Source organism: Rossellomorea vietnamensis (assembly GCF_008180415.1).
GTDB lineage: Bacteria > Bacillota > Bacilli > Bacillales > Bacillaceae_B > Rossellomorea > Rossellomorea vietnamensis_C.
Genome location: NZ_VTEI01000001.1, coordinates 517,551 through 529,967 on the forward strand (window position 1 = coordinate 517,551; position 12,417 = coordinate 529,967).

The following is a 12,417-nucleotide window of genomic DNA, read 5'->3' on the forward strand; positions in this document are numbered from 1 at the left end:
CCGCCTCTTCTATTTAATTCGTGCTGTTAAGCGAAATCAGCTGATAAGTGATCACCGTTTCTCCATTTTCCCATTGCAGCCGTTTGATTTCTGCTATTCCATTGGTTTCGCCATCCCTTGTTCTCTTGACCTCTACCGGAATTTCCATCGGATATAAACGATAACCTTCCTTCACCAGCTGAAATGTATTTTCCTCTAATCTCTTTTCTCTGCCTTTTGTTACAACCATTGTATTTAATTCAAGACCCATTCCCACTGATCAACACTTCCTTTAGCTGTATTTTTTCATCCAATCACAAACCAGTTTGACGATTTCCCTGTTGATGGCCGGAGGAAAATAATGTGTATAGTTTTCAAAATAATAGGTATCGACATGTTTGTCCAGTTCTTTCAAACGGTTTTCAAGCCTGTGGGCATGTTCAATGGAAACATTGTGATCCTTTGCACCATGCACAATAAGGACCGGAGCCTCTATTTCATCCAACCTGTATAAAGGTGTCCTCCATTTGTATCTTATAGGATACTTCTTGGGCGTACCTCCGATGACTCTCTTCATCATCCTGCGAAGGTCTTTCCGTTCCCCATATGTGAGCACCATATCGGAGACCCCGCCCCAGGTAACCACCGATGCAGTTTCTTTTTTATCTATTGCGGTCAGCAGCCCCATGACACCTCCMCTGGAAAAGCCGAATACATGGACCTTGTTTCCCAGCACTCTTGGGTAATCTGACAGCAAGTCAAACGCAGCATACGCATCATTCCGGTCGTCCCCCGCAAAGTCCTCATTCCCTTCCCCGCCTTGGTTTCCACGGTAAAAAGGAGCAAACACAATGAATCCTTCCGACGCGAATTGAGCGATGCGGGCCGGACGTACCTGCCCGACATTTTTGATGCCTCCTCTTAAATATAGAAATCCAGGGTAGGGCTGGTCATCTTTAGGCTGGGCCATCATGCCTTTCACACGCAGGCCCTCTGCATAATATGTAACCGAATAAAGCTCTACCGAGGGATTCGGTGAAGGATAAATTTCTTTTTCAAGTATTGTACCGTTTTTCATCTTCTCACCCTTTCATTATAGATAATAGATTTAAGTCCCCTGCAGTTTTGTTTTGTCGACCCGATGCCTCTACCCGCTTCAATAAAAAATTCCGCTCACCGCTTTGCCGTCTAGGCTATCACACATTTTTTGTTTTTACATACGATAGGTAGCAAACAACATATGTTTGTCATCCCCGGTACATCGACTCTTTGCAGCCAATAGGACCGCGGGCCGTGACAGCATTAAAGGAGAGGAACCAAATTGAAAAGGCTGCTGAAGATTAGTTTTTCATTCTTTATGATCCTCATTCTCTCAATCGGTGTTTGGGGCTGTTCCAATGAAGAAGAAAAATTGGAGAAAGTGAGAATTGCCGAAGTGACGCGGTCCATTTTCTATGCTCCTCAATATGTCGCCATTGAAAAAGGCTTCTTTGAAGAAGAAGGACTGGATATTGAACTGACGACAACATGGGGCGGAGACAAAACCATGACAACCCTGCTTGCCGATGGAGCCGATGTGGCTCTTGTAGGTTCAGAAACCAGTATTTATGTCGATTCACAGGAATCCAGTGACCCTGTCATTAACTTTGCCCAACTGACTCAAACGGACGGAACCTTCCTCGTTGCGAGGGAAAGCGTTGAAAATTTTGAATGGAATCAATTAAAGGGTTCGACTTTCCTCGGCCAGCGCAAAGGCGGTATGCCGCAGATGGTTGGAGAATTTGTGCTAAAAAAACAAGGAATCAACCCGCAGGAAGATCTTGATCTGATCCAGAATATTGATTTCGCGAATATACCAAACGCTTTCGGATCCGGTACGGGAGATTACGTGCAATTGTTCGAACCGACCGCCTCCATTTTTGAAAAAGAAGGAAAAGGATACATTGTTGCTTCTTTTGGTGAACAATCCGGTCATGTACCTTATACCACATTCATGGCAAAAGAAAGCTTCATGAAAGAAAATAATGAAACCGTAGAGAAGTTTACAAGAGCGATTTACAAAGCCCAGAAATGGGTCGAAGAGCACGAGCCTGCCGAAACAGCCGAGCTGATTCAATCCTATTTCGAGGACACTGAACTCGACATTATTGAAACGGTTGTCGATCGTTACAGAAGCCAGGGCTCCTTTGCCGCCGATCCTATTCTCGATGAAGAAGAATGGAACAATCTGCAGGATATCATGGACGAAGCAGGCGAACTCCCTGGCCGCATCTCCCATGACAAATTAGTTAATACCACTATAGCTGAAGAGATAATGAATGAATAATGTAATGTGAGCGAATGTCTTGGTTAGTCCATTTCCCGGGCTAACCTCTCTTTCGCTTTTACACCATGTAAGGAGGGATACCGAATGGAGCTTCTCAAAATAGACAGCATTCATCATACCTATTTCACACAAGACTCTGCCACCACGGCTCTGGAAGACATCTCATTGACTGTGACGGAAGGAGAATTTGTCTCTTTTCTCGGTCCAAGCGGATGCGGAAAAACCACATTGCTTTCCATCATTGCAGGTCTTTTCCACCCCAGTTCCGGAAGAGTCACCATTGAAGGAGAGTCAATAGAAAAGAACAAAAATAAAATCGGCTATATGCTTCAGCAGGACTATTTGTTTCCGTGGAAGAATATCGAGGAAAACATCCTGCTTGGGTTAAAAACAATGAATCGGCTGACCGCCGAAAAGAAGGCTTGGGCCATGAACATGCTGGATGAAATCGGCCTGGAAGGAGTCGCGAAGCAATCTCCTGACCAGTTGTCAGGTGGAATGAGACAGCGAGCTGCACTTGTCCGCACTCTAGCACTGGAGCCAAAACTGCTTCTGCTCGATGAACCTTTTTCCGCCCTCGATTATCAAACCAAACTGAAGCTTGAGGATCTCGTATTTCAAACGTTAAAGTCATTCAACAAAACAGCACTGCTTGTCACCCATGATATCGGTGAAGCCATTGCGATGAGTGACAGGGTTGTCCTTCTATCCGCAAAACCTGGCAGAATCCACAAAGTAGTTGATGTACCGAAAGAGCTCAGGGAACTGGTGCCTTTCCACGCAAGAAACCATGAATCCTATTCAGTCTGCTTTCAAGGCATATGGAAGGAGTTGGAGACACTTGAGTCCTCAAAGTAACATTGAAAAACAGCATAATCATTTTTTGCAGAACCTGAAAAAAGAACGAAAAATGGTCCGGTTGTATCAGCTGCTGATTTTCATCTCCTTCTTTTCAATATGGGAAACAGCAAGCCGCTTAAAATGGATTGATCCCCTGATTTTCAGCTCTCCTTATAAGATAGGAAATCTGTTTATCGAAAAGATAGGAGACGGTTCACTCATCACGCATATCACCATTACATTAGGGGAGACCGTTGCAGGATTTATCCTTGGTACACTGCTGGGCACTTTACTTGCTGCCGTCTTATGGTGGTCGCCATTTTTGTCCAAAGTACTCGACCCTTATCTTGTCATTCTGAACGCTATGCCGAAAGTAGCCTTGGGACCGATACTGATTGTTGCCCTGGGACCCGGTTTAACTTCCATCATAGCCATGGGAGCCATCATCTCCATCATCATCACGACCATCGTGGTCTACACCTCTTTCAGGGAAGTCGACCCCAACTACCTGAAAGTCATGCAAACATTCGGTGCAACCCGGGCACAGACCTTTAAAGAAGCGATTCTGCCTGCATCATTTCCAACAATCATCTCCACACTAAAGGTCAACGTGGGCTTATCCTGGGTAGGCGTGATTGTCGGTGAATTCTTGGTTTCAGCCAAAGGACTCGGCTATATGATCATATACGGTTTCCAGGTATTCAACTTCTCGCTCGTATTACTCTCACTGCTGATCATCGCAGTGTTTGCCACGCTTATGTATAAAGTTGTAGAATTATTAGAGAAAACATTAATAAAGTTTTAACACAAAAGTGCAGCGCCTTGACCAGCCCGACAGGCAAATGTTCCGAAGAGAAAAAAAGGCGGTTTTCCTTTTATTCTCTCCGGGTTATTTGATCCCGAGGGGCTAAGTCCGTTCCGGTGGGTACGGACCCTCAGGCGCTGGAACTAGACGGAAACAAAAGTGCAAGCGCCTCGAACAGCCCCGACAGGCAAATGTTCCGGAGAGAAAAAAGGCGGTTTTCCTTTTATTCTCTCCGGGTTATTTGACCCCGAGGGGCTAGGCGCTGGAACTAGACGGCATACCTTACTTTTGTATAAACCCCTGCTCACACAAATACTTCAATGATTGAGTAACAACATCGTCCTTCATCACGAAGCTGAAACGATCATCTTCTTTTACCGACTTCAAATCTCCGCTCCAAATCTGCGGTCCATCTGTTTCAAGGTAGTCTCCCTTATCCTGCAGAAAATTTACTTCAGCAAAAAAGATCGCTTTGGCAAAGGGCTTCTGCTGGTTTACCTTATAAGTTCCAATCCGAATGAGCTGCGAGGCCTTTCCGCCAGTTTCTTCATACAGTTCTCGTTTGGCGGCTTCCTCAAGTGTTTCTCCCTCTTCCACTTTCCCACCTGGAAACTCAAGCCCCCTTATTTTATGGCGGGTCAAGAGCCATCCACCTTTATAAATGGCGATCACCAATACATGTTTAGGTATGATCTGGAAGTCAGCGGCACCTAATGACAGTTCAACCTGGTATCCATTGTAGTCTAAAAATTTTTCCATTTGATTTCACCATTTCTATGTAGACTGATATTTTTCATCTTAGATGTTCTATTTAGCTGGATCGACCCACAATTCTTGGTACTACACCAGCATCCTGGATACACATCTCTCTTCATATACGCTCACTCATGTACCCACATCTGCATCCTGGATACACATCTCTCTTCATATACGCTCACTCATGTATCCACATCTGCTGCCTGGATACATATCTCTCTTCAAATACCTCACTCATGTATCCACATCCGATGCCTGGATACATATCTCTCTTCATATACGCTCACTCATGTACCCACATCCGATGCCTGGATACACATCTCTCTTCATATACGCTCACTCATGTACCCACATCCGATGCCTGGATACACATCTCTCTTCAAATACGCTCACTCATGTATCCACATCCGATGCCTGGATACACATCTCTCTTCAAATACGCTCACTCATGTATCCACCAGTTTAACAGATAAACTCATACTTATCGGTATCTGGGAGTATAAACGAAAAATTGATTACCCCCATTATACTATTCTTCTTCAAATCCTTCATATGAATAATCAACACAAGCCTTAAACAGATATAAAAAGCTTGTCATAGAAGAAAAACACTTTGCTTTCTCTCATACTTTCATTATCCTAGTCAAACTGCACTTTCCACCTTAATTTCTGTGACGTTTGGGCAGCTAGACGCCCGCTTGGTATCCTTTCCCTCCCGCAACAAAAAAACAGCACTCTATAGAATGCTGTTAAGTAAGATCGGTCAAAATACCCATGCTCTTGATATGCTGCTTGGCTTCCTCATCTCCGAGTGTATAAATCATCTGGTAGACATGAAGCAGGTTGTCATCATAGGCATCATTATCTTTATCGAAGTGATATTGAAGATAGGGTGTATGGGCTCGGTAGAAGTTTCTCCAGTCTGTTGAATGCTGCTGGTCAAACACTTCCCTTAACCTGGTGATTTCCTCATCAGTGGCTGCTATTTTAAAGTTCCAAGGAGAATCGGTAGAACTTCTGGATATTTCTCCTGTTGCGATTTCAATGTAGTAGTCATGTTTTTCTTCTGCCATGAGTTCCACCCCTTTACAATGTTATTAATCTTTTCCCTCAAACAGAGAAAATTTATTCAGATTTATTTTTCCTGGTGATTTTATTTCGCAGAGATTTAACGGCCCCCCTCAATAAAGGAGGTATCGGCAGTCCAGCCCGGCCTGCATTTTCAATGATGGATAGGATTTCATTGCAGATATAAAAAATTATGGTGGAATCCCGAATAATATGCTGATTTCCAAGTATAGTATCAATAAGGTGGGCGGCAGCTACCAAGCTGAAGACAAGAACTTTTTTTCCGATTCCTTTCATCCCTGTGCTGCTCGAAAGTTCGCCGTTTATTCCTGCCGCAATCAATCCAGTTATATAATCAAGAATCATGGCAATGATCAGTACCATCAGCAGTTGGCTCCAGCCGCTGCTCGTCATATTGGACACTGTCGAGGTGATAATTGACGCAAATGGAATAATCATTTTGTTCATTCCATTCCCTCCCCTCTGAAAACAAAATGTGATTAACCTGTTGAAAAAAGGGTAAATATTTATTAAGTGGTTGTCCCTCTCTCTATCATATGAAGAAAGAATCCTTACGGTTATAAATATGAAAAAAATGAGTCAGGAGGTGGAAGACATGAAGCTGGTGGAGGAGCTGTACGAAATATACAGAGGAAAGATCAGAGGAACTGACGAAGATTTGGATATGATCGCTTTGACAATACTCGAAGAATCATCCAGAAAAGAACTTCTAAGTATTATTGAAGAAATGGACAACGAAGAACTACAATATTTTATCCGCTTATACATACTGGAAACATTAAAAGAAAAGCTGACATCCGGGGATCATGAAAATGTCCATAATTACAGAAGGAATATCCATTAATGCTCAAAAGCGTAAGCGCCTAGAACAGCTCCGACAGGCAAATGTTCCAAAGAGAAAAAAAGGCGGTCTTCCCTTTTATTCTCTTTGGGTTATTTGACCCCGAGGGGCTAGGCGCTGAAGCTGGACGGATCAAAAGCGTAAGCGCCTAGAACAGCTCCGACAGGCAAATGTTCCAAAGAGAAAAAAAGGCGGTCTTCCCTTTTATTCTCTTTGAGTATTTGACCCACAGAGGTTGATTTTATAATTTTTTGAGCAGCAAAAAACCCCGCAAGATTCTTGCGGGGTTTTCCTTATCCTTTTAAGTCGACAGAGCCGCCTTTAAAAGGATGAGGAGCTTCTTTCATTTGGGCTGTCTCAGTCATATTTTCCATCATGGCTGCAGCTCCAGCCATCTGAGATGCCATTTGACTTTGCAGAAGGCTCAAATTCAAAGTATGCTGAAGTTCAGCCGTCTGCCTGCTCATCATTGCAGATAAGTTCATCATGGTTCCTCTTCTCTTAGTCAAAATGTATGTATCATCATAGGAGTACTACTTTAAAACTAACAGATGTCCGGGATAATAGGAATAGTATTAACTAGTTTTCACCTTCATGGTAAAATAAGCGTAAAGGGAGGAATCAGTTATGGGTTATACAGGTGTACTCGTTATCTCCATCATCCTTATTGTCATAATCATTTTGGTAAGCGTTCTGACCACCAGCAAGGCGTATGACTATAAGCACACGGTGGATCCGATTGAGAACAATCCCCACCTTGATAACGATGATGATCCACATAAAAGCGAAGATAAACAATCTTGAACTCCCCCCCACTTACCGCCCTTACAGGTCGCTTGAAGTGGGGGATTCCTAAGAACACAAACCTATTGGTTCATTTTTGGTTAGGCTATCCCCGCAGTCCCTGCGGTTAATCGCAATGCTTCATTGCGAAGATTTATACTTGCATTAAGATCCCTTTGATGGCTGCTTTTACATTTTGGACAGGTCCATTCACGCAACGCAAGATCTTTAACGGCTTTATACTTATGATTGCATACAGAACATAGCTGGCTGGAAGGGAAATTTTTCGCTGCGGCTATCACCTGTTTACCGTACCATAAGGATTTGTATTCCAACATAGACCTGAATTGAGCCCAGCTTACTTCACTGATTCCTTTTGAAAGGTCTTTGTTTTTTAACATTTTCTCGACGGACAAATCTTCAATGCCGATAATGTCGTGGTTTTTGACTATTTCGGTAGAGATTTTGTCCAACATATCTTTTCTTGCATTAGCGATTCTTTCGTGCAGCCGGGCAACTTTCTTTTTTTGTTTAGTCCAATTCGAAGAACCCAATTGCCTCCTTGAAAGAATGCGTTGGGCATTCATTATTTTCTTTTCTAGTGTACGGAAAAAGCGGGGGTTTTTATAAGTTGTGCCATCTGAAAGAGTTGCGAAATCCTTCAAACCTACGTCGATTCCGACAGAGGTGCCGGTTTTCTTATAGTGTTGAACTGCTGATTCAGCCAAGATTGAAACGAAGAACTTACCTGAAGGATTTCGTCGAATGGTGGCGTTCATTATTCGGCCTTCCACCTCACGACTCTTGGCAAAGCGAACCAGGCCGAGTTTTGGCAATTTGATGTGTTGATCTTTCACTTGTATATTCCCGTTCACAAACTTTGTGGTATAGGATTGAACGGGGTTCTTCTTCGATTTGAAGCGAGGTAAACGATTTTGTTTCTTGTAATATCGTGTGTAGGAATCATGAACGATTTCAACTGATTTCTGAAGGGCAATACTATCGACTTCTTTCAAGAATGAATAGGTCTTCTTGAGCTCTCGAACAGCTTTGATGGATTGGTTCTTGTTGAAAAATTCACCTTTCCAATTGTTCTGTGAAAGCTGTCCATTCTGTACCATTTCATTTACGATAGACCAATAAGCGTCTTTGTTCTTTTGTTTCCCAACAAAATAGTTGTAGATGAACCGGGAACAACCGAACGTTTTATTGATTAATTCAATTTGTTGGTGATTTGGATAGATCCTGAATTTAAAGGTTTTTTTAACATTCAAATGGTTTCACCTCCTTGTAGTAATTATACCAAGAAAGATGGCACCATGGGAACATATGTTTCTTTCGAAGTTTTTTTAGTAAAGACCAAAAGGCAGGCGATTCATCTCCCCCTTCCCGTCGGGCTATGCCCTTCACACGCTTGAAGAGGGAGTTTTCTCGCCATTTTTTAGATAAAGAGAGCTGATGAGAAGAGGGCCGTATTTCACATGGGCTCTCTTTTTACTAGGTCCTTAATCCTTACTGTTGCTGCACCTGATGATACTACTCCCTTCGCTTGTTGTACATAGACCCACAGGGTGGAAAAGCTGACAAGACAGCATACAAACTGTATTATTTATTTTCAATTAAACTTCCACCGTGTTATATTTCTGATATATTAGCGTTCAGGGGGCAGATTATGAAGAAAATTTTTCTTGGGCTGATCCGTTTTTACCAAATGGTTATTTCCCCTTTAAAGCCTCCTACTTGCCGATTTTATCCAACCTGTTCCCATTATGGCATGGAATCCATTAAACGATTTGGAGCCCTGCGGGGAGGCTGGCTGACCATAAAAAGAATAGTGAAGTGTCATCCTTTTCATCCAGGAGGGATCGACAACGTTCCCGAAGAGTGGCCATCAAGAAAAAAATCTTGATGGTTTTTTTTCTTGCATTAATCTTCTTGGGGTAGTAAAATCATTTAGGGAACACAAATCGTAATCATTACTTTTTATTCAATAAAAATAATTCTGAATTTGCCCATACTATTGATACTGACCGAGGAGGAAAAACATGAAACGTTTAAAAATATTTGCCAGCATCACTTTCCTATTGCTGCTGGCAGCTTGCGGAGGAACAGAAACTGACGGAGGAAACAGCACTGATTCTGATACTTTAAAAGTTTATACAACTGTCTATCCATTAAGTGACTTCACTGAAAAAATCGGAGGAGAATATGTTGAAACAGAATCAATCTATCCTCCTGGTGCCGATGAGCACACATTTGAACCTTCCCAAAAAGATATGATGAAATTATCCGATGCAGACCTATTCTTCTACATCGGATTAGGATTAGAAGGCTTTGTCGATAAAGCTGAGAAAGTCTTGGAGAACGAGAATGTAACATTGGTGGCTGCAGGAGCTGAACTGGAAGGCAGTCTTGAAGGCGGCGAGGGTGAGCATGCACATGAAGAGGACGAAGGTCATTCTGATGAGCATGCACACGAAGAAGAAGAAGGTCATTCTGATGAGCATGCACACGAAGAGGAGGAAGATCATTCTGGCGGGAATTCCCACGAAGAAGGCGATGGCCATGATCATGACACCGACCCGCATGTTTGGCTTGATCCAGTTTATTCAAAAGAATTAGCGCACAGCATCTATGAAGCACTTACCGAAAAAATGCCTGAACAAGAAGAAACATTTAAAGAGAATTACGAAAAGTTAGTCGCTCAACTGGATGAACTAAACGAATCTTTTGAAGAAACTTCCGCTCATGCTGAACACAGCCAAATTTTCGTTGCCCACGCAGCCTATGGATATTGGGAACAACGCTACGGCATCGAACAGGTAGCCATTTCCGGAATTTCATCAACGGACGAACCGTCTCAGCAGGAGTTAAAAAAAATTATCGATTCAGCCCGGGAAAACAACATTGAATATATCATCTTTGAACAAAACGGATCATCCCGTTTGACTGAAGTGGTGCAAAAGGAAATCGGTGCTGAAGAACTTTTCTTACACAATCTCGGTGTCCGTACCCAGGAAGATATTGACGAAGAGAAAGACTATTTTGATTTGATGAATGAGAATATAGAAACACTGCAGAAAGCCCTTGGCAGTGAGTGATATTGAAGTGCTGACTTAAATGGTCAGCACTTTTTTTATTGTGTTATCCACTGCTGAGTGTTTGAAGACGTTGTTTTTATACGATAAATCCCTTCTTCCGCTGATAAAGTAAAAGTTCATCACACTTGTTCTTATCCTCTTTGAGCCGCTTGTCTTATCGGAAATCCTGTTTCTCGAAAAGCAAAGCTGCTTCTGCCGATATATCCTCCGATTCCGCCGATAAACAGGACCTTCCCGCTGATAAATTCACCAACTTCGCCGATATATAGGGCTTTTCCGCCGATAAATCCTCCAATTCCGACGATAAACGGGGCTTTTCCTCCGATAAAGCAGCTAGTTCCGCCGATAAAATATTCGGCATCTTTGGACATTCACTGCCCCTTGCACTCTGCAGCTTGCCTGCATAATCCCTTCTTTCCTACACTCCTGTTCCATTAGCAAAAATCAATTTCCCTCAATTGGATAACTCTGCATAATTTCTATCTTATAGAGAAGAATATAACCGTCAATCACTTACTTAAAGGAGTATCATTATGGATGATTTAGTCATTGCACGGTCGATGTTCGGGACAACTATGGGATTTCACATCATCTTTGCGACGCTGGGTGTCGCCATCCCGATGATGATTTTGATTGCAGAACTGCTTTATCAGAAAACGAAGGACCGCGAGTATGAAATCATGGGGAAAAGATGGACTAAAGCTTTTGCTGTCCTTCTTGGAGTGGGAATTCCTTCCGGTACGATTGCCGGTGTGCAGCTTTCACTTCTTTGGCCTGGTTTTATGGAGGTCGTCGGAAGAGTAATGGCGCTGCCGTTCCAGATTGAAATCTATGCCTTTTTTGTGGAAGCATTATTTATGTCGATTTATGTATATGCCGCTAATCGTATTGCTCCATGGATGAGGATTTTGAGCCTGACATTCGTGGTGCTGGGGGGATTGGCGTCCGCTGTCCTCATTACAAATGTTCATGCCTTTGAGGGTACTCCTGCCGGGTTCAGGATGGTCAATGGCGAGATTGTCGATGTGGATCCATGGAAGGCCTTTTTTAATCCCAGCTTCTTTGTTACGGCTGGACATGTTGCGCTGTCTGCCTATGTAACGGGCGGATTTGTTATTGCCTCTGTTGCTGCCTACAAAATGATGAAAGCGGACTTTGGCAGCCGGGTTTATAAATTCCATAAAAAAGCCTTGATGCTGGGTTTGATCATTGGAGGGATATTCGCCTTTTTCACCGCCATCAATGGCCATGAATCGGCCCAAATGCTTCATGAGTACCAGCCGGAAAAGCTTGCCGCGGCTGAAGGATTATTTGAAACACAGCGATATGCTCCGCTGGCCATCGGAGGGTTCACTGATAGAGAGACACAGGAAGTGAAGTGGGGGATTGAAATTCCTTGGGCTCTGAGCTTTCTGGCCGGGGACAGTTTTAAAACGGAAGTGATCGGATTAAATGATTTTCCGGAAGAATACTGGCCTCCCCTTTTCGTCCATACGCTTTTTAACGCAATGGTCGGGATAGGCAGCCTATTGATTTTACTAGGTTTGATGGCTTTCGTTTGGAACAAGCTGATGAAAAAAGACCGCTTCCCGAAGTGGATGATGCTGCTATTTATTACTGGAGGACCCTTGTCCATCCTGGCAATTGAATTCGGCTGGATTTTTGCCTGTACAGGGAGGCAGCCATGGACCATCTACAGGATGTTGAGCACTGAGGATTCCGTGACCACAACGGGAAACCTTGCAACACTGTTTGTCGCTTTTACATCGGTTTATGTAGTGTTGGGAATTGCGGTAGTATCGGTACTCATGTACTACTTCAAAAGACATCCTGCTGAAGATGATTTAAATAAAGTGGAACACACAGAGACTGGATTTTTCTCGTAACCTCAATTACAT

At 43.1% G+C, this 12,417-nt stretch carries 16 protein-coding genes; 8 read left to right on the forward strand and 8 right to left on the reverse strand.

The window, feature by feature from the left end; translation table 11 throughout:
- Positions 1 to 13: 13 nt before the first annotated feature.
- Together FZC78_RS02385 and FZC78_RS02390 are read right to left on the reverse strand one after the other, a co-directional pair.
- Positions 14 to 256, reverse strand: a complete 243-nt coding sequence (locus tag FZC78_RS02385; RefSeq protein WP_148938083.1) for a DUF2584 domain-containing protein — start codon at positions 254 to 256, stop codon at positions 14 to 16.
- 15 nt (positions 257 to 271) lie between these two features.
- Positions 272 to 1,057, reverse strand: coding sequence for an alpha/beta hydrolase family protein (locus tag FZC78_RS02390; RefSeq protein ID WP_148938084.1), 786 nt, complete (start codon positions 1,055 to 1,057; stop codon positions 272 to 274).
- Between the two features lie 243 nt (positions 1,058 to 1,300).
- Between FZC78_RS02390 and FZC78_RS02395 the strand changes: the two genes are divergently transcribed.
- From FZC78_RS02395 to FZC78_RS02405, 3 genes are all read left to right on the forward strand, one after another.
- Positions 1,301 to 2,305, forward strand: a complete 1,005-nt coding sequence (locus FZC78_RS02395) for an ABC transporter substrate-binding protein (RefSeq protein WP_148938085.1) — start codon at positions 1,301 to 1,303, stop codon at positions 2,303 to 2,305.
- Between the two features lie 84 nt (positions 2,306 to 2,389).
- Positions 2,390 to 3,163: an ABC transporter ATP-binding protein gene (locus FZC78_RS02400; protein ID WP_148938086.1), complete on the forward strand. Its 774-nt coding sequence runs from the start codon at positions 2,390 to 2,392 to the stop codon at positions 3,161 to 3,163.
- Complete coding sequence (locus FZC78_RS02405; protein ID WP_148938087.1) at positions 3,147 to 3,950, forward strand: ABC transporter permease; 804 nt, start codon at positions 3,147 to 3,149, stop codon at positions 3,948 to 3,950. The genes FZC78_RS02400 and FZC78_RS02405 overlap by 17 nt, the downstream gene beginning before the upstream one ends.
- A 282-nt stretch (positions 3,951 to 4,232) precedes the next feature.
- On the opposite strand, the gene ytkD is transcribed toward FZC78_RS02405, so the two are convergent.
- The 3 genes from ytkD to FZC78_RS02425 form a co-directional block, all read right to left on the reverse strand.
- Positions 4,233 to 4,709: an RNA deprotection pyrophosphohydrolase gene (gene ytkD / locus FZC78_RS02415; protein ID WP_148938088.1), complete on the reverse strand. Its 477-nt coding sequence runs from the start codon at positions 4,707 to 4,709 to the stop codon at positions 4,233 to 4,235.
- Positions 4,710 to 5,454: 745 nt separating this feature from the next.
- On the reverse strand, positions 5,455 to 5,778 hold the full coding sequence (locus tag FZC78_RS02420) for a hydrolase (protein WP_148938089.1): 324 nt from the start codon (positions 5,776 to 5,778) through the stop codon (positions 5,455 to 5,457).
- A gap of 52 nt (positions 5,779 to 5,830) precedes the next feature.
- On the reverse strand, positions 5,831 to 6,241 hold the full coding sequence (locus FZC78_RS02425; protein WP_252183473.1) for a phage holin family protein: 411 nt from the start codon (positions 6,239 to 6,241) through the stop codon (positions 5,831 to 5,833).
- A 148-nt stretch (positions 6,242 to 6,389) separates the two neighbouring features.
- Here FZC78_RS02425 and FZC78_RS02430 point away from each other — a divergent pair, with 148 nt between their 5' ends.
- Complete coding sequence (locus FZC78_RS02430) at positions 6,390 to 6,638, forward strand: DUF6154 family protein (RefSeq protein ID WP_252183426.1); 249 nt, start codon at positions 6,390 to 6,392, stop codon at positions 6,636 to 6,638.
- A 290-nt stretch (positions 6,639 to 6,928) separates the two neighbouring features.
- Here the strand turns inward: FZC78_RS02430 and FZC78_RS02435 are convergent, their stop codons facing one another.
- Positions 6,929 to 7,123 (reverse strand): hypothetical protein, encoded by a 195-nt coding sequence (locus tag FZC78_RS02435; protein ID WP_148938091.1) that lies wholly within the window; start codon positions 7,121 to 7,123, stop codon positions 6,929 to 6,931.
- Positions 7,124 to 7,262: 139 nt separating this feature from the next.
- Here FZC78_RS02435 and ytzI point away from each other — a divergent pair, with 139 nt between their 5' ends.
- A complete protein-coding gene (gene ytzI / locus FZC78_RS02440; protein WP_148938092.1) occupies positions 7,263 to 7,439 on the forward strand; it encodes a YtzI protein in 177 nt (58 codons plus the stop codon).
- An 80-nt stretch (positions 7,440 to 7,519) separates the two neighbouring features.
- Here ytzI and tnpB read toward each other — a convergent pair whose 3' ends face one another.
- A complete protein-coding gene (gene tnpB, locus FZC78_RS02445) occupies positions 7,520 to 8,692 on the reverse strand; it encodes an IS200/IS605 family element RNA-guided endonuclease TnpB (RefSeq protein WP_148938093.1) in 1,173 nt (390 codons plus the stop codon).
- Between the two features lie 398 nt (positions 8,693 to 9,090).
- Here tnpB and yidD point away from each other — a divergent pair, with 398 nt between their 5' ends.
- Together yidD and FZC78_RS02455 are read left to right on the forward strand one after the other, a co-directional pair.
- The gene (gene yidD / locus FZC78_RS02450; protein WP_215727401.1) at positions 9,091 to 9,327 is read left to right on the forward strand and encodes a membrane protein insertion efficiency factor YidD; all 237 of its coding nucleotides are present in this window, start codon (positions 9,091 to 9,093) and stop codon (positions 9,325 to 9,327) included.
- Between the two features lie 136 nt (positions 9,328 to 9,463).
- Positions 9,464 to 10,519: a metal ABC transporter solute-binding protein, Zn/Mn family gene (locus tag FZC78_RS02455; RefSeq protein WP_148938094.1), complete on the forward strand. Its 1,056-nt coding sequence runs from the start codon at positions 9,464 to 9,466 to the stop codon at positions 10,517 to 10,519.
- Positions 10,520 to 10,650: 131 nt separating this feature from the next.
- On the opposite strand, the gene FZC78_RS02460 is transcribed toward FZC78_RS02455, so the two are convergent.
- On the reverse strand, positions 10,651 to 10,890 hold the full coding sequence (locus tag FZC78_RS02460) for a hypothetical protein (RefSeq protein ID WP_148938095.1): 240 nt from the start codon (positions 10,888 to 10,890) through the stop codon (positions 10,651 to 10,653).
- A gap of 162 nt (positions 10,891 to 11,052) precedes the next feature.
- Here FZC78_RS02460 and FZC78_RS02465 point away from each other — a divergent pair, with 162 nt between their 5' ends.
- Positions 11,053 to 12,405, forward strand: coding sequence for a cytochrome ubiquinol oxidase subunit I (locus FZC78_RS02465; protein ID WP_148938096.1), 1,353 nt, complete (start codon positions 11,053 to 11,055; stop codon positions 12,403 to 12,405).
- Positions 12,406 to 12,417 lie beyond the last annotated feature (12 nt).

What these genes read in the sequence shown, in the direction of transcription:
- FZC78_RS02400 (WP_148938086.1), top strand. Translation starts at nt 2,390, where the DNA reads ATGGAGCTTCTCAAAATAGACAGCATTCATCATACCTATTTCACACAA.
- ytkD (WP_148938088.1), bottom strand. Translation starts at nt 4,709, where the DNA reads ATGGAAAAATTTTTAGACTACAATGGATACCAGGTTGAACTGTCATTA.
- FZC78_RS02420 (WP_148938089.1), bottom strand. Translation starts at nt 5,778, where the DNA reads ATGGCAGAAGAAAAACATGACTACTACATTGAAATCGCAACAGGAGAA.
- FZC78_RS02425 (WP_252183473.1), bottom strand. Translation starts at nt 6,241, where the DNA reads ATGAACAAAATGATTATTCCATTTGCGTCAATTATCACCTCGACAGTG.
- FZC78_RS02430 (WP_252183426.1), top strand. Translation starts at nt 6,390, where the DNA reads ATGAAGCTGGTGGAGGAGCTGTACGAAATATACAGAGGAAAGATCAGA.
- FZC78_RS02435 (WP_148938091.1), bottom strand. Translation starts at nt 7,123, where the DNA reads ATGATGAACTTATCTGCAATGATGAGCAGGCAGACGGCTGAACTTCAG.
- ytzI (WP_148938092.1), top strand. Translation starts at nt 7,263, where the DNA reads ATGGGTTATACAGGTGTACTCGTTATCTCCATCATCCTTATTGTCATA.
- yidD (WP_215727401.1), top strand. Translation starts at nt 9,091, where the DNA reads ATGAAGAAAATTTTTCTTGGGCTGATCCGTTTTTACCAAATGGTTATT.
- FZC78_RS02455 (WP_148938094.1), top strand. Translation starts at nt 9,464, where the DNA reads ATGAAACGTTTAAAAATATTTGCCAGCATCACTTTCCTATTGCTGCTG.
- FZC78_RS02460 (WP_148938095.1), bottom strand. Translation starts at nt 10,890, where the DNA reads ATGTCCAAAGATGCCGAATATTTTATCGGCGGAACTAGCTGCTTTATC.
- FZC78_RS02465 (WP_148938096.1), top strand. Translation starts at nt 11,053, where the DNA reads ATGGATGATTTAGTCATTGCACGGTCGATGTTCGGGACAACTATGGGA.